The following is a 23,134-nucleotide window of genomic DNA, read 5'->3' as shown; positions in this document are numbered from 1 at the left end:
TCATGCGGTGCGGCGACCGCCACGCAGATAGTGGTTCGGCGCACCCTCGACCTGCGCGATGCGGAGTTCCTGGGCATAGTCGCCGCGCTCCGCGCGCAGCAGCATCTCCTGCCAGAATGGCGGTTTGGCATCGATCCGGAGGGCCTCGGCCAGGACCCGCCCGGTCATGCTCTCCGGCGCCTCGACCTCCAGCGCCGCCAGCATGGTCGGGACGACATCGACCAGCCCGGTCGGGGTTTCGACGACATGCCCTTCGCGGAACAGCTCGCCGCCCGCCGTCAGCAGGTTGTTCAACTCGTGCTGCTGCAGGCCGCCATGCATGCCGCCGCCGACCGGAATGTCGCCGTTGTCGGCGTAGCAGAGACCGGGATAGCCGTGCGCATTGGCGCCCTCCGAGGTGCGCAGCACCATGTAGAGGTCCGGCGCCCGGCTTCCCGCGACATTGATCGCGCTCATCGGCAGCGCGCCTTTCCGCTCCTCGCGGCTGAAGACCAGCCCGCACCAGTCCTGCCGGCTCAGCCAGTCGAAAACCCTTTCCGTCGTCTCATGATCTCGGTCGCGGATGCTTATGCCGCCCGCATAGCTGCGTTTCACAACCACGTCGACGTCCGGGCCCAGGGCCCTGCCGACACGGAACCCCGCTCCTGCCAGTTCCTCCGCCACGTTGATCTGTCCGGTGACGGTGATCTGGCCGTGATCGGAGGCCGCGACGATCTGCCAGCCTTCTTCCCGTCCCTCGGCCTCCCACCAGTCGAGGATACGGCGGAAGGCATCGTCCACCGCCCTGATCGCCCGCAGGCTGTCCGGCGAACCGATCTCCCGGTAATGGAAACTGAGGTCCGGCTCGTTGAACCAGACCACCTGGATATCCGCGTCATGCTTCGGAATGAATTCATCAAGCAGCACGCTGGTCGCATAATCCATCACCGCGACATTCGGAAACTGCTGTTCGGGCACCGGGCCGAAGCGCTCGATCACGGCGTCGAATTCCGCCGCCGGGCTGGAGATATCCGCGCCCCAGATCGAGAATACCGGCTGGCCGTGAGCGGCGGCCCCGAGATTGAGCAGCCGCGCGTTGCCGATCTTTCCGGTCGTGACCACGGCGTATTTCCGTCCCGCCTCATGCAGGATCTCGCCGATGTTGCGCGAGCCCTGCAGGCGGCCGTAATGCTTCGCCGCGGCCGACATCTTTGCATCGTCGGACGTGTCCATCGGCCCGTCAAAGCCAAGGTCCGGATCGTAGAAGCTGTTGCCCATGATCCCGTGGCCCGCGTGCCGGTTGTCGCCTGCAGGGTGCAAAGCGGCGTGGCCCGGAAAAGACCCCGTGACAAAGCTGGAGACCTGAACCCGGGTCTCGACAGGAAAAACGGAAGCGCTGTTCGGAAAATCCGTCCAGGCCTGGCGGAAGCCGTGAATCGCCGGAGCAGTATCAGCGCGCACCATGTCCCGGCGCAGCCCGTCGAAAAGCACAAAGAGAAAACGCGGCCGCGTCATCGGAAACCCTCACAAGAAATCGGTAAATGACGCGGCATTCTCCTCCCGCCGCACGGGTCGGGCAAGATGTCCCGGTGTGAAAGCTGCATGACAGATAGCAACAGGATGATTGCGGCATCATGTCAATTCGATAACTCTAGAACAATCGTTGACTCGATCCGTTACCGGGCCTAGATTTGGGGCATGGATATCGAAACCGCATCGAAGTGCCTCTCCGAACTCGGCAACCCGCACAGGCTGGAGGCCTTCCGCCTGCTGATCAAAGCGGGACCGGAGGGGGTGTCTGTCGGCGAAATTCAGAAGCATCTGAACATCCCGAAATCGACCCTCTCGCATCATATCTCGCATCTGGTCTGGGCCGGGCTTGCCCGCCAGGAACGGCAAGGCCGGGTGCTGCGTTGCACGGCAAATTTCGAACTGGCGGACGAGCTCGTCGCCTATCTCTGCTCGGAATGCTGCAACGGGCTCGATGTCGTGCCGATGGAAGAACAGGAAGGCGCGTAGGCCTTTTTATTTGGGATGTTAATTCGACAATTCTGGAATCACGGGACAAGATCATGACCACCGCAGAACTGACACGTTCCCTCTCCCTCCGCTTCGGCCGCATCGACCGGGTCTGGATCGCCGTCGCCCTGATCTTTGCGGCGCTCGCTGTCCTGGCTTCCGCTCAGGTCCCCGCCAGCGCACGGTTCACGATCGAAGCCCTGATCGGCATCGCGCCCTATCTCGCCGTTTCGGTCGCCGTGGCCGCCTTTGCCAGGGCGAGCGGTCTCGATCACCAGATCGGCCGTGCCTTTTCCGGCAATGCCACACGGGCCATCCTTCTGGCCGCCGCCTTCGGCGCACTCTCGCCCTTCTGCTCCTGCGGCGTCGTGCCGATCATAGCCGGGCTGCTCGGCGCCGGCGTGCCGCTGGCTCCGGTCATGGCCTTCTGGCTCGCCTCGCCGCTGATGGACCCCGAAATGTTCATCCTGATGCTCCCGGTGATGGGGTTCGAATTCAGCGTCGCGAAGATGCTCGCCGCCTTCGGCATCGGTGCGATCGCCGGTTTCGCCACCCATATTCTGGTCAAGGGCGGCGCCTTCGCCGACGCCCTGCGCCCGCAACTGACGAAGGGATGCGGCAGCGGTTGCGGCGGCTCCAGCGCCCTGAAGACGGAAAAGGTTGTCTGGTCTTTCTGGTCCGAACCCGAGCGCCGCTCCGCTTTCGCCGGCGAGGCGAAGACCACTGGCCTCTTCCTGCTGAAGTGGCTGACCCTTGCCTTCCTGCTCGAGAGCCTGATGGTCTCCTATGTGCCCGCGGACAAGATCGCGACCTATCTCGGCGGTGGCGAATGGTGGACCATTCCCGCCGCCATCCTGGTCGGAGTTCCGACCTATCTCAACGGCTACGCGGCCATTCCTCTGGTCGGCGGCCTGATGGATCTCGGCATGACGCCGGCGGCCGGACTCGCCTTCATGATCGCGGGCGGGATCACCAGCATTCCGGCATCGATGGCCGTGTTCGCGCTGGTTCGTGGCGGGGTCTTCGCCTGGTATCTCAGCCTCGGCCTGCTCGGCTCCCTCGCCGTGGCCTACGGATTTGCCCTCTATCTTGCGGTTTTGGCATGATATCCTTGCATCTCGCCGAATATTGCTTCAGCAACCGGCATGCTTATCTAAGCTAGCACCGTCGGCGCTCCCGACGGTGCCCGGCAGCCAAGGACGCCGTGGATGCGGCGGGGAGGACTGAATGGTTGACGCCAACCCGAGACCGAAAGCGGTCCTCGACCCGGTGTGGAACGACATGCTGAGGGACGCGGCGGCCTGGGCGGAGAAGGAATCCGCGCTCGCGAGCTGGATGCATGCCAGCGTCCTCGACCAGCAGACCTTCGAAGACGCGCTCTCCTATCTCATCTCGCAGAAGATCGGCGGGCCGGAAATGAGCGATCTGTCGGTCTACCAGGTCGTGCACAACGCGGTGCTTTCAGACCCCAGGATCGGCGAGGCGGCCCGGGCGGATCTCTCCGCCACCTACGAGCGCGATCCCGCCTGCACCGGCTATCTCGAGCCGTTCCTCTACTTCAAGGGGTTCCATGCCCTGCAGGCCTATCGCATCGCTCACTGGCTCTGGGGCCATGGGCGCGAATATCTCGCGAAATACTTCCAGAGCCGCGTCGCCAGCGTGTTCAGCGTGGATATCCACCCGGCGGCACAGATCGGCAAGGGCATCATGGTCGACCACGGCACCGGACTCGTCATCGGCGAGACCGCAGTGGTGGAGGACGGCGTCTCGCTGCTGCACGCGGTCACCCTCGGCGGTACCGGCAAGGAGACCGGCGATCGGCATCCGAAAGTCCGGCGCGGCACCATGATCGGCGCCGGCGCCAAGATTCTCGGCAACATTGAGGTGGGAGAATGCTCCCGCGTCGGTGCGGGCTCCGTTGTGCTGAAGAACGTGCCGCCGAACACCACCGTCGCCGGCGTTCCGGCGCGTGAAGTGGGCACGGCCGGCTGCGAACAGCCGGCGCTCTCCATGAACCAGCAGTTCCTGGCGGAAGAATACGACTGACCGGATCGCGCCCCGCCCGGCGTGAGAACGCCGGAGCAGCCACGCCTCACTGCGGCCAGATCCCTCCAAGGGCCACGGTCGCTTCTCTGGCGACAGTACAGACGATCTTGCCGAGCTTGTCGATCCGCTCATCGGTAATGCGAGCCGTCGGTCCCGAGATCGAGATTGCCGCCAGCGGCTCGCTGTGATGCCCGAAAACGGCAGAGGCAACGCAGCGCAATCCCACTGAATGCTCCTCGTTGTCGACCGCGAACTCGACCTCGCGGACCCGCTGCAGTTCGGCTTCCATGCGCGGCAGTGCGTCGATCGTACGGCGCGTCTTGTGTTCCACGCTGACCCGGGCAAGCAGTTTGGAAACCTCGTCCGTCTTGAGCCGCGCGAGCAGGGTCTTTCCCACCGCAGAGCCGGCAATCGGCACACGAGCCCCAGGCTTGGCGAACGCCCGCATCATCTCGCGGCATTCCACCTGCGCCAGATAGACCATTTCGTCATGATCACGGACCGCGAGATTGACGGTTTCCCCGCTTTCTTCCATCAGGCGCCGCATGTAGGGACGGGTGATCGCGACGAGGTCCCGGGTGCGCAGAAAGGCATTGCCGACGGCGAAACACTGAACGCCGATCTGCCATGCGCCCCGTTCGGTATCAAAACGGACATAGCGTTCCTGCTGCAGCGTGGTGAGCAACCGGTGGACCGTGGACGGCGGCAACGTAACGGTATGGGCAATCTCTGTCAGGGTCATGCCGTCCTCGTCTGCCGCGAGTGCGTTCAGCACGCTGATTGCGCGCGCAACCGACTGGATCTGGCCCGACCGTTCTGCATCCGATCGCTTTGGAGATGCGGTCATGTGCTCGAATTCTTCCCTAGTTTTGTATACAATTTACGCAGGCGCGACTTTACCGCCGACATCTGACTTTGACTCATTCTAAGTTTCCGCATCGTGGGATGCAATTGCATTCTTGGAATGGATGGTTTTCATTTGGATTTGCCCCGCTCACTGCGCTGCGCTAAGCCGGGTCAGGTAGAATCCGGGAGCACAAGACAAACCCATGCGCATTCTCGTAACCGGCGGCGCCGGCTTCGTAGGGTCAAGTCTTGCCCTCGCGTTCAAGCACGACAATCCTTCCGCCGAAATCATCGCCGCAGATAATCTGAAGCGGCGCGGCAGCGAACTGAACCTGCCGCGTCTCAGGGATGCCGGGATCCGCTTCGAACATGCCGACATCCGCGACCCGGAAGACCTCTCGGCGCTGGGCCCCATGGATCTGCTGCTGGAATGTTCGGCCGAACCCTCGGTCCAGGCCGGCTATTCCGGCAGCCCCGCCTACCTGCTCGATACGAATCTGCGCGGCACGCTGAATTGCCTGGAAGCCGCACGGCGCCACGACGCCGCCCTCGTCTTCCTCTCCACAAGCCGGGTCTATCCGATCGATCCGCTGCGCGCGCTGCCGCTGGAGACCGAGAATGAAGGCCTTGCCATCCCTCCCGGGGCCGCAGGTCAAGGATGGTCTGCATACGGCATCGCGGAGGATTTCCCGCTCGATGGACACCGCTCTCTCTACGGCGCCACCAAGCTCGCTTCCGAGCAGTTCATCGAGGAATACCGCGCCGCCTTCGGCCTGAAAGCCATCGTCAACCGTTGCGGCGTGCTCGCGGGGCCGTGGCAGATGGGTAAGGTCGACCAGGGTTTCATATGCCTCTGGGCCGCCCGGCATCTCTATGGCGGAAAGCTCAGCTACAACGGCTTCGGCGGTCACGGACACCAGGTCCGCGACGTGCTGCATGTCGCCGACCTCTACGATCTGCTCGTCCGACAGCTCGACGACATGTCAGTATCTGCCACGGGAGTGTGGAATGTCGGCGGAGGCGACACGAACGCGACTTCGCTCCGCCGCCTGACCGGCGTATGCACCGCCCGCGCCGGACGGGAACTGGAGATCGCCGCGCAGCCGGACACGAACCCGGCGGACATCCCCTGGTTCGTCACCGATGCGCGGCGCGCCATGGCCACCTTCGACTGGGCGCCGAAACGCTCGCTCGACATCCTGCTCGACGAGGTCTTCGACTGGCTGGCGGCCGAGCGGGACGTTCTTCAACCGCTGCTGTCCTGAGGAGTTCGAGCTTGGCGGAGACACGGTCCACGAACCGGCTCGGGGAATCCCAGCTCCGGAACATTTTCGATCCCGAGCGCGTCACCCGGCTGATCCAGATCGTCGCACCGCATCTCCAGGGAGGAGGCCGAACGGTTCTGCATATCATGCCGCTGGCCTGGCGCATCGGGCATATCGCCATGGAACCGCATGCGCTCTGGGAACTCTACGGGGACACCCGCGACCGCATGGTCCTGCTCTTTCCGGACAGCCGCGTGGCCCCCCACAGTCTCGGCATGCGCGCCGTCATCGATCCCTATTTCCGCATTCAGGAAACCGACGAGCCTGGAATCATGATCATGGGCCATGTGGATGCCGGAATCCTCGAACTGCAGGGACTCACCTGGCACCAGCGCGGTCCGAGCGGCCTTCTGGACGACTACATCAAGCGTCTGAACGAGACCGGCGCGCGCCCACGCCACTTCAAGGTGCCCCCGCCGGTGCGGGACGCCGCCCGCGATTTCTGCGCGAGCCGCGGGATCACGGACAGCGACCGTGTGGTCATACTCAATGTTCGGGACCGGAATTTCCTTGCCGACCAGGCGATACATTTCTACCGCGCCGCCGATATCTCGACCTACATCCCGGCGATCCGGCATCTGCTCGACAAGGGCTACTGGGTGCTGCGCCTGGGCGTTGACGGCACGATCCCCTGTCCGGTCGAAGACCCGCGCTATATCGAGGTCTGGCGGGAACCGGACTACACCACCCTGCTCGATCCGGGACTGATCGCACGCGCGCGTTTCGGGATCACCTGTTCATCAGGTCCGGAGGCCGCGTTCCGGGTTCTCGGCGTACCGCAGCTTCTGGTGAACTGCGTTCTTCAATGCGAGATGTGGACAAATCCGGGCGACCGGCTGCTGTTCAAGTCCTACCGCACGGTCGAAGACGGCAGACCTGCCCGCCTGACTTCCCTGCTCCGATCGGGTACAGCCCATCATGCCGACGCCGAAGCGGTAAAACAGTGCGGCTTCCTGACCGAGGACAACAGCCCGACCGAGATCCTTGCGGCCGTGGAGGAGATGGAGGCCTCGGACGATGGACCCGAGACGGTTTCCGCAGCCACCGCGCGCTTTCTCGAGATCGGCGGAGAGTACCAGGCTTTCCTCGCGAACGAAGGCCATCCGCGCGATGCGCGCAGCCTGACCGCGACGCTCACGCAATTCGCCTATGCCCTGCCCTGGACGCGGCTCTCCGAGGCCAATCACAGCTCCAACCCGGATTTTCTCGAATGACCTTCCTGTCGCAGGTCGTCGCTCCGATGATCTTCGTGATCCTCTGGAGTTCTGCCTTCATCGCCGCCAAATTCGGCGTCGCCCATGTCGAGCCCTTCACTTTCCTCGCCACGCGCTTCGGTTTCGTCACGGTGATGTTCGTCGCCATGGCGCTGGCGGCGAGAGCCCCCTGGCCGCGCTCCCCGCGCTCCTATTTCGATATCGCCGTGGTCGGGCTATTCCTTCACGCCGTCTATCTCTCGAGCGTGTTCATCGCGATCAGGGGCGGCATGCCTTCCGGACTGGTTGCGCTGGTCTCGGGCTTGCAGCCGGTCCTGACCGCCATCGCCGCCGGCCTCTTTCTCGGCGAACCGCCGAGCCGGCGCCAATGGGCCGGCTGCCTTGTCGGGTTCGCAGGCATGGCACTCGTGCTCTCGGACCGGATCAGCGTCGAGGGCGTCACCCTCCTCGGCATCGGCTTTTCGGTACTTGCCCTCTTCTCCATCAGCTTCGGCACGCTCTACCAGAGGCGGAACGCCGCGGAGATGAACCTGCTGACCGGCAACGCAATCATGGCGGCCACCGGGTGTCTCGTCACACTGGCCGGCGCCGCTCTGTTCGAGACCATGGTGCTGGTCTGGGAACCGGCATTCATCGGGGCATTTCTCTGGTCCTCGCTCGCCGTCTCGCTCGGCGCCTTTTCCCTGCTGATGATGCTGATCAAGCATGGACAGGCAACCAAGGTGGCGAGCCTGTTCTATCTCGTACCGCCAACAGCGGCCCTGATGGCCTATATCGCCTTCGGGGAAGAGATCAGCATCATCGCCGGCATCGGCATCCTGGTCACGGCGGGCGGCGTGGCAATGGTGGTGCTACCGCAGCCGAAGCGCGTCTGAAGGCGTCCGCGGGTCAGGAAATCAGCCGCCCGGCCTCCTTGTCATCGACCTGCTTCTGCCCTTTCTCGACCCGACGCGCCAGTTCGACATCGAGTTCCTCTGTCGACCAGGAGTGCATTGCGGAAACGATCTTCACACGGGCACGCTCGATGCTTGCCTGGGTATCGAACCCGTCGTCCGGATAGAGCTCCTTGTGCGGGATGATCGGCAGGAAGCTCATGACATAGGCAACGGCCCTGTCGCGATGTTCCGTGCTGCCCGCGACCTTGCAATCGTCGGCATCCGCCTCCGTCCAACGCTCGATCAGGCTCGACCAGCCGTCCAGCGCAAAGGCCACATCCCGGCGCAGCTTGATCAGGTAGGACACATTCGCGTCCTGCTTGCCGAAGACATTGGCGAAACTGCCGAGCAGGGAGTCCAGTGTCACGATCCGCTCGTCGACATACATGATGGTCTGATCGATCACCTGAAGCAGAATCTCCGCCGTTGCAGCGTATTCGTCGGGCTTCTCCTCGAGATAGGCCGCGACGGATTTACGGAATTCCATCAGATTCACATGTTCGAGGAACAGATGCCCGTTGGTCCGGTCCTTCTGCGTGCCCTTCACCGTGCCGAAGGGCGTGATCAGTCCGACCAGCGGCTCCAGCCATTCACGGACATTCTCGACGCTGACCCCGCTGCGCTGGGAGGCGAAGAGGAACACCCGGTCGATCAGCATCTCGAGGTCGAAATGGGTCTTTGATTCCTCCGCCGTCATCAACTCGACGAGGGTCTTGGTATTGGCGTTCGCCATCACCGGATCGCCCCGTTCGATCCCGCACTCCTTCATCAGCTGCGCGATACAGGACATGCGGACCACTTCCTTGTCCTCGCTGTCCTGTTTCGCCTGCGCCTGGGCTTGGGCACGGACGTCCGGATCGTCCGAATAGGCGGCATTCACCTTGTTGACCAGATCGCGGACCTGCAACGGATCGATTCCGTTTTTTCCGACGATCCCAGGAACACCGTCGTGCAATTGCAGGTCCCGTTCGTTGAGCTGGACGAAATCCGGAAGATCCTTCCAGGGCACCACCATCAACTCGCCCCGCCGTCCGCCGCCGAGGCTCGGGATCACGGCCTCGAGCACCCTGTCATTGCCATGCTGATAGATCCGGGCGCGCACGTGACGCAGCGACTCGTTCGCCGTGAAAGGCACGGTCGTCCCGCGCCGTTCAAATGTCTGCGCGACATTAATGTTGTTCGCCATATGGCGACACCCCGAGCATTGGTGATTACCTCAATTACCGCAAAAAATCGCTGTTTTTGCAAGAATTTAGCGCAGTGTGGCCATAATCGCGTTAAGGAACGGTTACTGCGCACGGCCCTATCGCGAGGCAACGAGCGATGTTGAGTGCCGATCTATTCCCATAGATTGAACCACGCAGAGGCGCGGTATCGATCTCTTCCGGAGACCATGTTTCCGACAGCCATGCTGGGACCGAACAATGTCGTGAGCCGGATCGAGCCAGCCTCTTGCAAATCAGGACACTGACGGCAATTCTGGTCGCCAGATCCTCGCTTCAGTCCCAGATATCGCAACGGAGCCACTATCATGCGCCATTACCTTCCGGTAACGATTCTCCTCGCCGGCTTCCTGGCCGGCTGTTCAACGCCGGCAGATGACGCTGCCAAAGCGCAGGAAAAGGCTTTCGAGGCACAGGAAGACGTCGCCCGTCAGCGGCTGAAGCTTGTGGAGCAGTATCAGGCCTGCGTCGAGGAAGCCGCCGGCGACCAACTCAAGGTCGATGCCTGCCAGTCCTACCTGAACGCCGCCGAAGCACTGAAATAAGCGAGGCTCTCTCTTCCGGGAGAGAATGTTTGAAGTGCCTTTTCCTTTCTTTGTCGCGTAGCAGACCAGGTCAGGGCCACGGAAACCTGGTATCCTCAGGACATTGATCGGCATCAGTGCCCGAGCGCCTCTTGCGCGGTTTCGCAAGAATATCCGCGATTGAGCGACCGGCCGCCGGATTGTGCTGTCGACGATGGCGACGGGCATGGCGGCTATTCGCCGGCTGGCGGTCTATCCCGACTGAATACGTCGCTCGAAGAGGCTCCGCCGCAGCGGTCGTTGTCGCGTCCCGCACCGTTCCCTCACGCATGCGGCTCTTGGGCCTCGACCGCATGCGCGCAGGAGAGGCGCGATGCCCCACTTCGGGGACCGCAGCCCGGAAGATTGCCTGTTCCTGTGCCCAGAGAAGATTGGCTACCGACCGCCTCTTCGCCTCAACTGGTTTTAAGAAGGTCGAAAATCGTACATTGCGCGAGAGTTCGGCTATACTCGATCGATACTCAAAATACAGTTTCTTTTGTGTCAATCAATAAACGCCGGAAAACGGCGGTCTGGGAGGAAACCATGCTGCATTTCCGGTCCGGAAGCAGCAATGCCGTAAACCCCAATACTGCGGTCAGGGAATCCCTTGATCGCGCTTTCGAGGAGGACGACGCCGACAGTTGCAACCTGCTGATCGTCTATTCGACCGTTGGGCACAGTTTTCCGCAACTCATCGCCGCCGCGCGGGAAGCCTGTCCGACCGCCCAGATCGTCGGAGGAAGTGGCAGCGGCGTGATCGCGAGTGAAGGCGTCAGCGAGACGATGCGATCCTTGGCACTCATGGCCATCACCGGGGACGAGATTTCCGTTGCATCCGGAGCCGGCTTGAACGGCCGGAACTCGGCGGACCTCGCCCGATCTGTCGCGACAGACCTGAAAGCACAATCCGACAACATCAATATGATCTATGTCCTTTCTGCCGGGCTCGATGTTTCGGGCGACAAGGTGATTGACGGCATCGAAGAGGTGTTTGGCGCCGACATCACGATCTTCGGTCTGACGACGGCGGACAACGGAAAGGCAAAGCGGACCTTCCAGTTCCACGACGAGAATGTCATGGAAGACGGACTGGTCCTTGTCGGTTTTTCAGATCCCTCGCTCGAGCTTGTTACCGGCGTTCACCATGGATCCGTGCCGCTCGAAGCGGTGGCGTTCGAGGTCACGAAATGCGACGCCAACCGGATACTGGAACTGGACGGACAACCCGCGTGGCCCACACTGATGGCCAAGCTCGGGCTCCCGGCCGCTACCCCTCCGGCCGATGCCCTTCCGATCGCCGGCCTGGGTATGGATCTGAACGACGAAGAAAGCGCCGACTACGACAATCCGCAGATCCTGCGCGTTCCGATCAAGGTGTCGGACGATCAGCAATCTTTCTATCTGCCGACCTCCGTTGCCGTCGGCACCAGGTACACTTTGATGCAGCGGGACGAACATCTCATTTTCGAGGGTGTCGACCGCCTGATGAAGCGCTTGGGCGATCGGCTGGCCGGCCGCAGGCCGGTCGCGGTTTTCCATGCCGACTGCATGGCCCGGGGCCGCCTGATGTTCAACCGCGTGCTGAAGGACGAGATCATTGCAAAGATGCAGCACCCGATCTGCGGAGATGAGATGGTGCCCTGGCTCGGAATCTACGGTTTCAGCGAATATGCCAGGCTCGCGGGGAAAAACGCGTTTCACAGCTACACGACGTCGCTGTTCCCGATCGTGCGCAACGTGGCCAACTAGTCTGGCCTTCCGGCATTGGCGAGGTCGGTGAAGGATCGTCGGTCAAGCTATGACGAGCTCAGTGCGCATTGTGCCCGGCTCGAAGAACGGATTGCGGAGCAACTGGTACTCGAGCGCGAGCTGACCGCGGCGAAATCCCGGATCGATCAGGAGCTCCGGCGCTTCCAGACCATCCAGAGCTTTTTCGAAACATCTCTCGCCGCCGACTCGGACAGAGATTTTCTCGACAACGCGCTTGAAGCGGTGATCGATGCCTTCGAGTTCGAAGTCGCACTCGTCCTGCGCCCCTCGGATACCCCGGGTAAGTTGCAGACCGCGGGCCATTTCGGCTTCGACCAAAAACCGGTCGACCTGGATTACGAGACCGCATGGTTCACTGACCAATCCAGCAGCCTGATCAATGAGAACAATGCCATCCTCGCAAGCTGGCGCTCGCTGGGGCTGCGAGAAGCGATAGCCTGTCCGCTCTGGAGCGCGAACGGCACGTTGAGCGGCATCATTCTGGGCGGCGTCACGACAGACAATTGCGAACACTATGAGCCGATCACGGCGGAGAGGAGCGCAGCATTCACGGTGATGGCGCGCCAGATCGGTTCTGTCCTCAACAACAGAGCCCTGAATCTCGAGTTGATCGAACAAAATCGCCGCCTGGAAACGGAGCATGGACGCCAGCTCGTTCTCCAGCGCGACCTTATCCGCGCCAAAGATCAGGTCGATGACGAGTTGATGCGGTTCAAGTCCATTCAGGAATACACAGCCAAGACCCTGGATGTCGAAAACGATGGGGCGTTTTTCCAGCTCACACTCGAAGCCATCATCGAGGCTTTCGAGCTGGAAGCCGCCGTCTTCATGCAGATCGACGGGGCACGTCCGGCACGAATGGAGATTGTCTCCCAGTTTGGCCTAGAGAACGCACCAAGCTTCCTGCCCTACCGGAACGAATGGTTCTCTTGCCGAGAATGCTGGATAGCGGACGAGCAGAGCGAGGTCCTGCAACAATGGTCCGACCTCGGTTTCGCGACGGCGATCATCTGCCCGTTCCTTGACCGACACGACGAACTCGGCGGTGTCATTCTTGCCGGGGTGACCGCCGAAAACATGGATTTCTACGAGCAAATCTGGCCCGATATCCGCGTAGCCTTTTCCGTCCTCGTCCGTCAGGCGGGCGGGCTGTGGACAAACCGTCAACTGAATGCCCAGGTCATGGCGCACAATCAGCGGCTAGCCAGCCTGACCAAGTCCTATAGCCGTTTCGTTCCCTTCCAGTTTCTCGAGCTTCTGGACAGATCCAGCATCGAGGAGATCCGGACCGGTGACAGCGTTCTGAAAACCATGAGCGTCCTGTTCGCCGATATTCGCGGCTTCACAATGCTGTCCGAAAGACTGGGTCCGACCGAAATTTTCGTCGCTCTCAACGAATTCCTGGCAACGATGGAGCCCCTGATCGCGGATGCGAACGGATTCATCAACCAGTATCTTGGAGATGCGATCATGGCATTGTTTCCGGGGTCCGCCGACGATGCGCTGCGATGCGCCGAAGCCATGATGGACACCCAGATCGCCTTCAATCGCGAGCGCGAGAACCGGGGCGAGAGGCCGATATTCTTCGGCCTCGGAATCAATAGCGGTCCGTTGATGATCGGAGCATTGGGCGGCGGAAGGCGGCTCGATTCAAACGTCATTGGCGATACCGCGAATCTCGCATCGCGGGTCGAAGGGCTGACAAGGCTCTATGGTGCCTCGGCCATTTTCACCGATCGCACGCACGCCCTTCTCGAAGCACCCGACGCTCTGGAGTTTCGTGAAATCGACCGTGTTGTCGTCAAGGGCCGGACCGAAGCCTGCACGATTTTCGAACTGCTCCGTCCGGGCCAGGCCGAGTTCCGCACCGATCCGGAGCTGCTTGCCGGCGCAGTCCGGTCCTACCGACGGGGCGATTTCGACGCGGCCTTGCGGCTGTTCAGGGAATGTCGATCCGATGCTCCGGACGACCCGGTCACCAGCGTCTACATCGCGCGGTGCAAGAGCCTGATCGAGCACCCGCCGGAGCACTGGGATGGCGCATGGGTCTTATCGCAAAAGAGCTAGGCCGCATGGCGCCTGGAGGCGCGATGTGCCGTCGGTTGCGCGAGAACGGACCGGCCTGCCCGGATAACTGATGGATTGCAGCGCGTGCCGCGGAATTGCGCATACCTGCAAACATCCAGCGATGATTTGGTGCCCCCGGGGAGACTTGAACTCCCACTCCGTTGCCGGAAACAGATTTTGAGTCTGCCGCGTCTACCGATTCCGCCACAGGGGCCCCGCCTCGGCGAGGAGCGCGCATAATAGCCAAACAGCTTGGGCGGTCAATCGCCAAGCAACTGCCGTGCGCGCGTCTCTTGGGACGATATTGATTCACTTGCGTCGGCGCCGTAGCGGCCGCCCAAATAGCAGGACAGCGCAGAGTCTCTTCGCCAAGAACCTGCCCTTCCCTGTCTCGCCGGCAAGAAGAAGCGGTGCGCGATCCCGCCTCAGGCAACAGCGAAATCCTCGGCCAACCAGCGTTCGAGCTCTCATGCTCGGTTTCTGTTTGTGCATGTAATGATATAACATTACATTATTGAATAATGAAACCATCCGTGATCCGCTTACCAGTCTTGGAGCCCCATGAGTCTCGCACAAAACACTGCAAAAAAACGCGGCTCCAATGAACTCCTCACGCTCCGCGTGCTTAATCGCGCCAACGGTCCGCTGACCGCCTATCAGATTCTGGATCGGTTGCAGAGCGACGGCGTGTCCGGACCGCCTACCGTTTACCGTGCGCTCGATCGGCTCATCGCGCGCGGCATCGTTCACCGGATCGAGTCCCTCAACGCCTATATAATCTGCACCTGCCCCAAGCACGCCAGCCCCGGTGTCTTTGCCATCTGCGAGCAATGCGGTGCGGTCTCCGAGTTTTCGGATCCAGCCATCGAATCACGGCTCAGGGAAATAGCCAACGACATCGGTTTCGACGTCCGGACGGGAAGTGTCGAACTCAAGGGCTGCTGCATCGAGTGCAACGAAGGCGCGAAAGGTAAGGCCCTGCAATGACCGGATCGCCAATTCCCGTAACCCTGCTCACCGGCTTTCTGGGAAGCGGCAAGTCAACTCTGCTGACGCAGGTCCTGCGCGATCCCAGGTTCAGCGATACGGCCGTCGTCGTTAACGAGTTCGGAGAGGTCGGCCTTGACGGGTTCCTGGTCGAACATTCCCTTGAACAGACCGTCGAAATGACCTCCGGGTGTCTTTGCTGCACCATCCGCGGCGATGTCCGGGAGACGCTTCTCAGCCTGCATCGGCGCCAGGGCGAAGGACAAATCCCGGCGTTCGACCGCCTGATCATCGAAACGACCGGTTTGGCCGACCCTGCGCCGGTTATTCATACCCTGATGACCGACCCACGGCTCGGACGGCGCTATATGCTTGGCGGCGTGGTCACGGCGGTGGATATCGTCACGGCCGAAATGACGTTCGAGAACCACGAAGAAAGCGTCAAGCAGGTCGCCGTGGCGGACCGTCTCATCCTGACCAAGACGGACATGGCGTGTGATCCGACATCCCGCTCGGATCTCATGGCTCTGAGGGCCCGACTGCACAAGCTCAACCCCGGCGCCGGAATCCTCGACCGGAACGATCCCGCATTCGACCTGAGGGAACTCTTCAATACGTCGCTTTACGATCCCCACTCGAAGAGCCTCGACGTTCAGAAATGGCTCAATTCAGAGGCCTACTCGGATGGTCATAACCATCCGCATCATCACGATCACGATCATGGGCATCACCATGGCGAACATCATCACGATATCAACCGTCATGGCGCGGACATCGAAGCCTTCAGCCTGGAGCTGGACAGGCCCATCAGCGCCGCCGCCTTCACAGTCGCCCTCGACCTCCTGATCTCCTACAAGGGCTCGGACCTTCTCCGCGTCAAAGGAATCCTGAATATCCTCGAGAAACCGGGAACGCCGGTCATTATTCACGGCGTTCAGCATATCTTCCACGAACCGGTCTGGCTCGACACCTGGCCGACGGAAGACCACCGCAGCAAGATCATCTTCATTACGCGCGGCCTGCCGAAAGCGACTGTCGCGACCTTCTTCGATGCCTTGCAAACTATCAGCGCCAAGTCGGACACCGCCCCCATTCCCCAAGGCGAAGAGGCCCGATGACCGTGCAGGACACTCCCTCCCTTTGCAGCAGAAGGAAGCATCCTGGTTCGCGCCCCGCCCGATTGCAGGCAACTTCGCTGACGGTCGGCTGCTCGACCGTACCGCACGAGTAACCGGGGCAATCATAGGTGGCGCTCTTTTCTCCGACGCTCTCCGCCCACGAAGGCCCGGTCAGAACCTGCATGGGAATGATGCGGCACAATTACCGCATCTTGGCGGATGCGTTTTCAACTTCTTGAAATCAATAACCGAGCACACCGTGCCGGGGTCCCGGCGTGCGGCAGGCAAAGGGGTGCGCGCCAATTTCAGCGGTTAAGCGGGCAACCGCCGAGCGGCGATCTTGCATGCCGCTGTCCTCGCCTGATACATCCGTCCCGACAGGCCCCGATACGGCCGCGCCATTTGACGGGACAACATGCTGCAAGCGACCTATGACCGCCTGATGCGGGCGGCCGCCCACCGGCGGGCGAATTACTGGCTGGCGCTGATTTCCTTCATCGAAAGCTCGGTATTCCCGATCCCGCCCGACACCATGCTGATCCCGATGGTTCTGGCGGACAGAAACAACGCCTGGAAGGCGGCGGGGATCTGCACCATCGCCTCTGTGCTCGGCGGTCTTGCCGGCTATGCGATCGGCGCACTGCTCTACGACACGGTGGGACTGCCGCTGCTGGAGTTCTACGGCTATGCGGAGAAATTCGCGTCCTTCACCGCGCAATACAACGAGTGGGGTGCCTGGATCGTGTTCGGCGCCGGCATCACGCCCTTCCCCTACAAGGTCATCACCATCGCGAGCGGTGTCACCCATCTCGACCTGCTGATCTTCGTCGTCGCCTCGGTCCTGGCGCGGGGCCTTCGCTTCTATCTGGTCGCCGCAATCTGCTGGCGCTTCGGTCCCGCGGTGCAGAACACCATCGAGAAAAATCTCGGACTCTGGACGACCGCGGGCTTCCTGCTGCTGGTCGGCGGCTTCGCCCTGTTGAAATATCTCGGCTGAGGCGGGTCAGGCCGCTTCGGCGCGCTCTTCCGTACCGGTGATCCAGCCGCCGCCATAGACCCGGCTCGAGTTACCCGGCGCATAGAAGACGGCCGCCTGGCCACGTGCAATGCCGTGCTGCGGTGTCGCCAGCACGAGACGCCCGCCGCCCTTCGCATCGGTATAGAGGCGGGCCGGGGTCGGCGCGGAGGCCGAGCGCAGCTTCACCTCGACGGCGACACCCTCATCGCCCGGCAGGCTCTCGCCGAGCCAGTTCACATCGCTCACAAAAACAGTGTCCCGTCCCAGCGCGTCCCGCGGCCCGACGATGACCCGCTTGCCGGCCGGATCGAGCCTCACCACGTAGAGCGGCTCGGTGTCCGGATTGCCGTCCTCGTCCCGGCGTCCGCCGATGCCGAGGCCTTTGCGTTGCCCGATCGTATAATGGATGATGCCCTCGTGCCGGCCGAGGACGGTGCCGTCGAGATGCACGATCTCGCCCGGTTCCGCCGCGCCGGGGCGCAGTTTCTCGACCAGCTCGGCATAGCGGCCGTTCGGCACGAAGCAGATGTCCTGGCTGTCCGGCTTGTCCGCGATGGCGAGGCCGAAACGCCGGGCGTGCTCCCGCGTCTCCTCCTTCTCCATCCCGCCAAGCGGGAAACGGAGGAAGTCGAGCTGTTCGCGCGTGGTCGCGAAAAGGAAGTAGCTCTGGTCCTTCTGCGGGTCGATCGCGCGGTGCAGTTCCGCGCCGGCAGGCCCCACTTCCCGGCGCACGTAATGGCCGGTGCAGAGCACATCCGCCTGCAGATCCTTCGCGGTCGCCAGCAGGTCGCGGAACTTGACAGTCTGATTGCAGCGCACGCAAGGGATCGGCGTCTCGCCGCGCAGATAGCTGTCGGCGAAATCGTCGATCACTTCCTGGCGAAACCGGCTCTCGTAATCGAGCACGTAATGCGGAAAACCAAGCTTGTCGGCCACATTGCGGGCGTCATGGATGTCCAGCCCGGCGCAACAGGCGCCCTTCTTGGCAAGCGCTGCGCCGTGATCGTAGAGCTGCAGGGTAATGCCGACGACGTCATAGCCCTGCTCGGCCATCAGTGCCGCGGTCACGGAACTGTCGACACCGCCGGACATCGCGACGACGACGCGCGTGTCCTCCGGGGCCTTGGCAATTCCGAGCGAGTTGAGCTTCGTGGCGGTCATAATGGCCGCAATATAGGAAAAGCAGCGGCGGAGACAAGCAAACTCGGCGCATGCCAGCTTCCAGGGTCACGCGTCGGCCGCACTCAGTCCCATCTGCCAGAAATCGCGCTCCAGCACGGTCGCCGCCGCGAATGTCTTCGCGAGGTCCGCAAGACGCGCCTCGCCGCCGCGCCTGGCCGCCAGTTCCTCCAGATGCGCCGCGGCGCCGCGGGCGACGTCCTGGTACTCCTCGCCGGCATACATCTCGATCCAGGGGAGGTAGGGATTCCCGTCACGCTTCGTTGCCGGGTCGGCTGCCAGCCGCGCGCCGATAAGGCCGTAACCGACGACGCAGGGCGCCAACGCGACATGCAGGTCCAGGACGTCTCCGGCCATCCCGCGCTCCAGCACGAAGCGGGTATAGGCCATGCATGCAGGATCTTCCGGCAGGGCCGCCATCTCCGCCTCGGCAAGCCCCCAGCCGGCGCAATACTTGACGTGCAGGTCCATCTCCACGTCGAGAATGCCGCTGATCACAGCGGAGGCCGCTCGCATGTCCTCCAGCCGGTCGGACTTGTAGACGGCAAGCCCGTAGGCGCGGGCGAAATGGATCAGGAAGAGATAGTCCTGGCCGAGATAATGCCGGAACGCCGCTTCCGGAAGCGTGCCGTCCGCCATGCCGGCAACGAAGGGATGTTCGGTATAGGCCGCCCATTCCGCGGGCGCGGAGCGGATCAGGCGGTCGAGATAGCTTCCTCCCGGGACGAGCGCAGCGCTCATGCCGAGCCGTCCGGCGGCAGCGTGACGACAAGCCCGTCGAGCTCCTCGGTAATCCGGATCTGGCAACCGAGGCGGGAAGTGTCGGAAAGATTGAAGGCGAGATCCAGCATATCCTCCTCGTCGTCGCTTGGCGCCGGCAGCTTGTCGTACCACTCCGCCGCGACATGCACGTGGCACGTGGCGCAAGCGAGGCAACCCTCACAGGCTCCTTCGATATCCACATCGTTCTCGCGCGCAATCTGCAGCAGCGTGTAACCGAGCGGCGCGTCGACGTCCTGGGGGGTGCCGTCGCGGCCGATGAATGTCATGCGGGGCAAATTTCTCTCCGTTGGGTTTCGGCTTTCAGGCGGATCGCTGCGCGTCGGCTGACGCCCGGTTGTACAAATCGCACCACGCGCCGACAAGCCTGTCGATATCCTCATCCGTGCTGTCCCAGCCGAGGGAAACCCGGATCGCGGACTCCGCATCGGGCGACCCCGGATCCATGGCGTCTAGCACATGGCTGCGGCGGACCTTTCCGGAGGAGCAGGCGGCGCCCGAACTGACCGCGATACCGGCGAGGTCGAGGGCGATCACCTGGGTCTCGCCGCGCATGCCCGAGAGCGAGACGCAGCTCGTGTTCGGAAGCCGCGGCACTGCGGCGGAAAATATTCGCGCGCCCGGACCGGCGGCGCGGACAGCAGCCTCGAAACGGTCGCGCAATCCGGCAACCCGGTCCCAATCGGCCAGCGTCTCGCACGCGGCCTCCGCTGCCGCGCCGAACCCGATGATCCCGATCTTGTTCTCGGTTCCCGAGCGACGTCCCTTTTCCTGGCCGCCGCCAGACTGCTGCGCCACGAGATCCAGACCCTCGCGGACGTAGAGCGCGCCCACTCCGGCGGGCCCACCGATCTTGTGCGCGGAAAGCGAGAGCAGATCGGCACCGACGGACGTCACGTCGAGCGCCACCTTGCCCGCCGCCTGAACCGCATCGCTATGCACGAGGGCGCCAAACTTCCGCGCGACGCCGACGATCTCTGCCATCGGCTGCAGGGCACCGGTCTCGTTGTTGGCCCACTGCACCGAGACGACCGTCTCCGGTCCTCGCGTCTCAAGCGCAGACTGGAGGGCATCGAGATCGAGAATGCCGTCCGGGTCGACGGGAAGCCGGACCGCGTCCGGAACCGCCGCCAGGACCGCTTCATGTTCGACGGCACTGGTCACGACATGACGGCGCCCCGACCCCCTCAGGGCCAGCGCCGAGGCCTCCGTGCCGCCGCTCGTGAACACCACGGCGTCAGGCGCAGCACCAATCAGAGCGGCGACCTGGGCGCGGGCTTTCTCGATCGCAGCGCGCGCCGCCCGGCCTTGCCCGTGCACAGAGGAGGGATTGCCGACGGACCGCATCGCCCCGGTCATCGCCTCGATGGCAACGTCCCTGAGCGGCGCGGTCGCATTGTAATCGGCATAAATTGCAGCAGGCATAAGAATCCGGATCCCGGTGAAGCGCACAGCCGAGATAGGCAGACGAGACAACCCCGTCAAGAATCTCCGGATTTAATGCGGTATCCGTCCCGAGACGATATCCTCGACCGTGACCTTTTCGAGATATCCCAGAACCTGACGCCCGACCTCCTCCCAGAGCGGCTTCGTCGGGTCGTCTTCGCATCCCCGCGTCGCGAACATTCCGTCATCGTCACTGTTGCCGCGCACCGGCTGCTCGATCGCCGTCATCACTTCGGAGACCTTGATCTGGTCCGGTTCGAGGGCAAGCAGATAGCCGCCGCCCGGGCCTCTGACACTGCGGACAAAACGCGCCTTGCGGAGCTGTGCAAACATCTGTTCGAGATAGGAGACTGAAATTTTCTGTCGCGATGCGATCTCTGCCAACGAGACCGGCCGGCCATCGTCGTGTCGCGCAAGATCGCAAACCGCCATCACGGCATATCGCCCCTTAGTACTGAATTTCACCTTGTTAGACCCCCGTGCCGAACACGTTACCCATCGCCGAGCCCCCAACATCGGCGATCACTTTCAGCAGAACGGGGTCCCATCCGTTCAGTACCCGCGGCCAGTCGAACCGGCTGACCGCTCGCGGCATTGCGCCATGCTTCCGTTTCAGGGCAGCAATGCTACACTTGAATTCAACTGCCGGACTGAGCTAAAGCCAGACTCCGACTGTCAGATTGAGATTACAGCCATCGCCTAATGAAAGTAAACCGGGATAGCGGCGGCTGATTTCCGGGTCGCGAAAAGAATATTATGGCGACACCTAAGCCCATCTCGGATTTGGAAAAACCGGCCCGCCGGTGTTGAGGAACGGATCGAATGCCTGAAGTAATCATGAATGGTCCCGAGGGGCGGCTCGAAGGACGATATGTCCACAGCAAGAAAGAGAACGCCCCCATAGCCCTGCTGCTGCATCCGCATCCGCAGCATGGCGGCACCATGAACAACAAGGTCGTCTATTCCCTGTTCCAGAATTTCGTGAACCGTGGCTTCTCGACGCTGCGCTTCAACTTTCGCGGCGTCGGGCGCAGCCAGGGTGTCTTCGACCGCGGCGAGGGTGAGCTCAGCGATGCCGCCTCGGCCCTCGATTGGCTGCAGACCTACAATCCGAACGCTCCCTATTGCTGGATCGGCGGTTTTTCCTTCGGCGCCTGGATCGGCATGCAGCTGCTGATGCGCCGTCCGGAGATCACCGGCTTCATCTCCATCGCGCCGCCGGCCAACATGTTCGATTTCAGCTTCCTCGCCCCCTGCCCCTCGTCCGGGCTGATGCTGCATGGCGATTCCGACGAAGTGGTACCGCCGGACTCGGTCAAGAAGCTGGTCGACAAGCTCTCCACCCAGAAGGGCATCACCATCGATCATGTTCTGGTGAAGAATGCCGACCACTATTTCGGCAAGCATCTCGACGAGGTGAACAAGATCGTCACCGACTATCTCAACAAGTCGCTGCCGGAGACGGAACAGCTGGTCGAAGCGAAGTAGCCGGAGGGTTCAGTCGGGCCGGTGCAGCGTGCCGCCGGTCTGCGGCACGGGAGCCCCCGTCGTCCCGGGGAAGGTCAGCGGGCGGCCGAGCAGGCTGCGGATCGCCAGATAGGCGAACGCCTCGGCCTCCACCGCGTCACCGTTCCAGCCGAGGCTGTCCGCGGAAACGATCGGGGCGTCGAGCCGGTTTGCCAGTTCCCGCATGAGCGTGGCATTGCGCCGACCGCCGCCACAGACGATCCATTGCCCGGGCGGATGCGGAAACCACCGCTGCGCCAGCGCGACCGAGGCCGCCGAGAAAGCGGTCAGCAAGGCGGCGCCATCCGCATCGGCAAGATCTTCGACGGCTTTCGCGGCACGAGCGCCGAAATGGTCGCGATCGAGCGACTTGGGCGGGCGCCGCATGAAATAGGGATCTTCGAGGAGCGCCGACAACCGGTCCTCATCGACCGCGCCGGTTGCCGCGAGCGCGCCATCCAGGTCGCACTGCGCGCCAAGGCGCTGGCGAACGAAATCATCCACCGGAGCATTCGCCGGGCCTGTGTCGAAGGCCAGCATCGTCTCCGGTCCGGCGCCGTCACTACCGTCGATCCAGGTCACATTGCCGACCCCGCCCAGATTCAGCACGGCGACAGTGGTCCCCAGGGCGCGCGTGAGTGCCCGGTGATAGACCGGAACCAGCGGCGCCCCCTCCCCACCGGCGGCGACATCCGCCAGCCGCAGGTCGAACACGACAGGCCGTCCCGTGATCCGGGCCAGAAGATCCGGCGTCCCGATCTGCACTGTCCGGCGGACATGCGGCTCGTGCAGGATGGTCTGGCCGTGAAATCCGATCACGTCGATCTGGCCGGCGGGACAGCCCTCGCGCTCCAGAAGACCGGCGACTGCATCCGCGTGCCGTTCCGTCAAATCCCGGGCGAGATCCGGATGCGGGCCCGAAGTGCCAAGCACGGCTTTCAGGCGGCCGCGAAACTCTTCCGTGTAGGGCAGACTGAAGAACCCGCAACGGTGTACGGAGCCCTCGCCGTCGCTCTCGATCAGCGCCGCGTCGACGCCGTCCATCGAAGTCCCGCTCATCAATCCGATGGCCTTGTAGCTCTTCCGCGCTTCCACCTGAAACCCGCTCCG

Annotated in this window: 22 protein-coding genes and 1 tRNA gene; 13 read left to right on the top strand and 10 right to left on the bottom strand. The window is 62.7% G+C overall.

From position 1 onward, the window contains the following. Nucleotides 1-1,494, bottom strand: a complete 1,494-nt coding sequence (locus ACOOE1_RS00370) for an alkaline phosphatase family protein (RefSeq protein WP_420404354.1) — start codon at nucleotides 1,492-1,494, stop codon at nucleotides 1-3. Nucleotides 1,495-1,677: 183 nt separating this feature from the next. On the opposite strand from ACOOE1_RS00370, the gene ACOOE1_RS00365 reads away from it, so the two are divergent. The 3 genes from ACOOE1_RS00365 to cysE all read left to right on the top strand — a co-directional run bounded on the left by ACOOE1_RS00365 (nucleotide 1,678) and on the right by cysE (nucleotide 4,044). After that, nucleotides 1,678-1,998: an ArsR/SmtB family transcription factor gene (locus tag ACOOE1_RS00365; protein WP_420404353.1), complete on the top strand. Its 321-nt coding sequence runs from the start codon at nucleotides 1,678-1,680 to the stop codon at nucleotides 1,996-1,998. A gap of 53 nt (nucleotides 1,999-2,051) precedes the next feature. Continuing rightward, entirely contained in the window at nucleotides 2,052-3,104 is a 1,053-nt protein-coding gene (locus ACOOE1_RS00360; protein ID WP_420404352.1) for a permease, read from the top strand. Between the two features lie 121 nt (nucleotides 3,105-3,225). After that, the gene (gene cysE / locus ACOOE1_RS00355) at nucleotides 3,226-4,044 is read left to right on the top strand and encodes a serine O-acetyltransferase (protein ID WP_420404351.1); all 819 of its coding nucleotides are present in this window, start codon (nucleotides 3,226-3,228) and stop codon (nucleotides 4,042-4,044) included. 46 nt (nucleotides 4,045-4,090) lie between these two features. Here cysE and ACOOE1_RS00350 read toward each other — a convergent pair whose 3' ends face one another. Then, nucleotides 4,091-4,891 (bottom strand): IclR family transcriptional regulator, encoded by an 801-nt coding sequence (locus ACOOE1_RS00350; protein ID WP_420404350.1) that lies wholly within the window; start codon nucleotides 4,889-4,891, stop codon nucleotides 4,091-4,093. A 202-nt stretch (nucleotides 4,892-5,093) separates the two neighbouring features. On the opposite strand from ACOOE1_RS00350, the gene ACOOE1_RS00345 reads away from it, so the two are divergent. The 3 genes from ACOOE1_RS00345 to ACOOE1_RS00335 are packed head-to-tail and all read left to right on the top strand — an operon-like array spanning nucleotide 5,094 to nucleotide 8,304. Further along, nucleotides 5,094-6,155, top strand: coding sequence for an NAD-dependent epimerase/dehydratase family protein (locus ACOOE1_RS00345; RefSeq protein ID WP_420404349.1), 1,062 nt, complete (start codon nucleotides 5,094-5,096; stop codon nucleotides 6,153-6,155). An 11-nt stretch (nucleotides 6,156-6,166) separates the two neighbouring features. Continuing rightward, on the top strand, nucleotides 6,167-7,429 hold the full coding sequence (locus ACOOE1_RS00340) for a TIGR04372 family glycosyltransferase (RefSeq protein WP_420404348.1): 1,263 nt from the start codon (nucleotides 6,167-6,169) through the stop codon (nucleotides 7,427-7,429). Next, nucleotides 7,426-8,304, top strand: coding sequence for a DMT family transporter (locus tag ACOOE1_RS00335; RefSeq protein WP_420404347.1), 879 nt, complete (start codon nucleotides 7,426-7,428; stop codon nucleotides 8,302-8,304). The genes ACOOE1_RS00340 and ACOOE1_RS00335 overlap by 4 nt, the downstream gene beginning before the upstream one ends. 13 nt (nucleotides 8,305-8,317) lie before the next feature. Here the strand turns inward: ACOOE1_RS00335 and ACOOE1_RS00330 are convergent, their stop codons facing one another. Further along, nucleotides 8,318-9,550 carry a hypothetical protein gene (locus ACOOE1_RS00330; RefSeq protein WP_420404346.1) on the bottom strand — a complete coding sequence of 411 codons (1,233 nt, stop codon included), beginning with the start codon at nucleotides 9,548-9,550 and terminating at the stop codon, nucleotides 8,318-8,320. 345 nt (nucleotides 9,551-9,895) lie between these two features. On the opposite strand from ACOOE1_RS00330, the gene ACOOE1_RS00325 reads away from it, so the two are divergent. The 3 genes from ACOOE1_RS00325 (at nucleotide 9,896) to ACOOE1_RS00315 (ending at nucleotide 13,990) form a co-directional block, all read left to right on the top strand. Further along, on the top strand, nucleotides 9,896-10,132 hold the full coding sequence (locus ACOOE1_RS00325; RefSeq protein WP_420404345.1) for a hypothetical protein: 237 nt from the start codon (nucleotides 9,896-9,898) through the stop codon (nucleotides 10,130-10,132). Nucleotides 10,133-10,291: 159 nt separating this feature from the next. Further along, on the top strand, nucleotides 10,292-11,902 hold the full coding sequence (locus tag ACOOE1_RS00320) for an FIST signal transduction protein (RefSeq protein ID WP_420404344.1): 1,611 nt from the start codon (nucleotides 10,292-10,294) through the stop codon (nucleotides 11,900-11,902). Between the two features lie 27 nt (nucleotides 11,903-11,929). Then, nucleotides 11,930-13,990, top strand: coding sequence for an adenylate/guanylate cyclase domain-containing protein (locus tag ACOOE1_RS00315; protein WP_420404343.1), 2,061 nt, complete (start codon nucleotides 11,930-11,932; stop codon nucleotides 13,988-13,990). Nucleotides 13,991-14,117: 127 nt separating this feature from the next. Here ACOOE1_RS00315 and ACOOE1_RS00310 read toward each other — a convergent pair. Then, nucleotides 14,118-14,204, bottom strand: a tRNA-Leu gene (locus tag ACOOE1_RS00310). Nucleotides 14,205-14,551: 347 nt separating this feature from the next. Between ACOOE1_RS00310 and ACOOE1_RS00305 the strand changes: the two genes are divergently transcribed. The 3 genes from ACOOE1_RS00305 to ACOOE1_RS00295 all read left to right on the top strand — a co-directional run bounded on the left by ACOOE1_RS00305 (nucleotide 14,552) and on the right by ACOOE1_RS00295 (nucleotide 17,092). Further along, on the top strand, nucleotides 14,552-14,977 hold the full coding sequence (locus tag ACOOE1_RS00305) for a Fur family transcriptional regulator (protein ID WP_420404342.1): 426 nt from the start codon (nucleotides 14,552-14,554) through the stop codon (nucleotides 14,975-14,977). Beyond that, the gene (locus ACOOE1_RS00300) at nucleotides 14,974-16,095 is read left to right on the top strand and encodes a CobW family GTP-binding protein (RefSeq protein WP_420404341.1); all 1,122 of its coding nucleotides are present in this window, start codon (nucleotides 14,974-14,976) and stop codon (nucleotides 16,093-16,095) included. The genes ACOOE1_RS00305 and ACOOE1_RS00300 overlap by 4 nt, the downstream gene beginning before the upstream one ends. 415 nt (nucleotides 16,096-16,510) lie before the next feature. Next, nucleotides 16,511-17,092, top strand: coding sequence for a YqaA family protein (locus ACOOE1_RS00295; protein WP_420404340.1), 582 nt, complete (start codon nucleotides 16,511-16,513; stop codon nucleotides 17,090-17,092). Between the two features lie 6 nt (nucleotides 17,093-17,098). Here the strand turns inward: ACOOE1_RS00295 and mnmA are convergent, their stop codons facing one another. The 5 genes from mnmA to ACOOE1_RS00270 all read right to left on the bottom strand — a co-directional run bounded on the left by mnmA (nucleotide 17,099) and on the right by ACOOE1_RS00270 (nucleotide 20,983). Then, nucleotides 17,099-18,274 (bottom strand): tRNA 2-thiouridine(34) synthase MnmA, encoded by a 1,176-nt coding sequence (gene mnmA, locus ACOOE1_RS00290; RefSeq protein ID WP_420404339.1) that lies wholly within the window; start codon nucleotides 18,272-18,274, stop codon nucleotides 17,099-17,101. Nucleotides 18,275-18,340: 66 nt separating this feature from the next. Next, nucleotides 18,341-19,033, bottom strand: coding sequence for a thiaminase II (tenA, locus tag ACOOE1_RS00285; protein WP_420404338.1), 693 nt, complete (start codon nucleotides 19,031-19,033; stop codon nucleotides 18,341-18,343). Beyond that, on the bottom strand, nucleotides 19,030-19,350 hold the full coding sequence (locus ACOOE1_RS00280) for a ferredoxin family 2Fe-2S iron-sulfur cluster binding protein (RefSeq protein ID WP_420404337.1): 321 nt from the start codon (nucleotides 19,348-19,350) through the stop codon (nucleotides 19,030-19,032). Before ACOOE1_RS00280 ends, tenA begins: the two co-directional genes overlap by 4 nt. A gap of 25 nt (nucleotides 19,351-19,375) precedes the next feature. Continuing rightward, nucleotides 19,376-20,497 carry a cysteine desulfurase family protein gene (locus ACOOE1_RS00275; protein WP_420404336.1) on the bottom strand — a complete coding sequence of 374 codons (1,122 nt, stop codon included), beginning with the start codon at nucleotides 20,495-20,497 and terminating at the stop codon, nucleotides 19,376-19,378. 72 nt (nucleotides 20,498-20,569) lie between these two features. Then, the gene (locus ACOOE1_RS00270; protein ID WP_420404335.1) at nucleotides 20,570-20,983 is read right to left on the bottom strand and encodes an Rrf2 family transcriptional regulator; all 414 of its coding nucleotides are present in this window, start codon (nucleotides 20,981-20,983) and stop codon (nucleotides 20,570-20,572) included. A 357-nt stretch (nucleotides 20,984-21,340) separates the two neighbouring features. Here ACOOE1_RS00270 and ACOOE1_RS00265 point away from each other — a divergent pair, with 357 nt between their 5' ends. Then, nucleotides 21,341-22,006, top strand: a complete 666-nt coding sequence (locus tag ACOOE1_RS00265) for an alpha/beta hydrolase (RefSeq protein ID WP_420404334.1) — start codon at nucleotides 21,341-21,343, stop codon at nucleotides 22,004-22,006. Nucleotides 22,007-22,015: 9 nt separating this feature from the next. On the opposite strand, the gene ACOOE1_RS00260 is transcribed toward ACOOE1_RS00265, so the two are convergent. Continuing rightward, on the bottom strand, nucleotides 22,016-23,119 hold the full coding sequence (locus ACOOE1_RS00260; protein ID WP_420404333.1) for an anhydro-N-acetylmuramic acid kinase: 1,104 nt from the start codon (nucleotides 23,117-23,119) through the stop codon (nucleotides 22,016-22,018). Between the last annotated feature and the right edge of the window lie 15 nt (nucleotides 23,120-23,134).

The organism is Nisaea sp. (genome assembly GCF_965216895.1).
Lineage (GTDB): Bacteria > Pseudomonadota > Alphaproteobacteria > Thalassobaculales > Thalassobaculaceae > Nisaea.
This window is presented reverse-complemented; position numbering and strand designations above follow the sequence as displayed.